Here is a 634-nt window from a genome sequence, read left to right on the forward strand (position 1 = left end):
TGCGAGGTGATGAGATCGCGCGCCGTCTGCTCCAGCGACGGCCCGACGACGAGCAGCGTCGGCTTGATGCCGAGCGGACGGCCGTAATCGGCCTTGAGATTGATCATCGCCTGACGCGCCGCGCGGAAGTTCGCGCGATTGAGCGGCGCCTTGGATGCATAGGCGAGCTGCCACAGGCCATAGCCCACATTGCAGCGGCCATCGACGCCATAGATGTATTCGTTCGAGGCGAACACGCGATCCGACTGCTGCGGGTCCGTCTTGGCGACGAAGCGGAACTGGCGCCGCAGCTGATAGATGATCGGCTTCAGCCCTCTGCTCAGATCGAGCAGGAACCAGGGCGCGCCGGCGCCGGCCTGGACATTGGCGACGAACGTGTCGTCGCCGTTGGCGTCCTTCACCGGATGGTTGCTGTCGAAGAAATTCTGCCCATCATAGCAGGCGGAGGTGAAGCCGGCGGCGAGCAGGCCATAGACCAGCTCGTCGGGGAACAGCGCGACCGAGCGGCCGAGCTCCGCGACCACCGGCCTGAACAGGCCGTAGCTGTCATCTTCGATCTGCGTCGCCTTGAGGGCGATGGTCGATTCCCAGATCTTGTTCCTGATCTGATAGCCGAAGCTGTCGAGCGAGCCGA

Annotated in this window: 1 protein-coding gene; it reads right to left on the reverse strand. The window is 64.0% G+C overall.

The genetic code is table 11. From position 1 onward, the window contains the following. On the reverse strand, nucleotides 1-634 hold a 634-nt coding region (locus K3F48_RS23920), incomplete at both ends, for a Mu-like prophage major head subunit gpT family protein (RefSeq protein ID WP_222577934.1).

The sequence above is a fragment of the Methylosinus sp. Sm6 genome (assembly GCF_019802345.1).
GTDB lineage: Bacteria > Pseudomonadota > Alphaproteobacteria > Rhizobiales > Beijerinckiaceae > Methylosinus.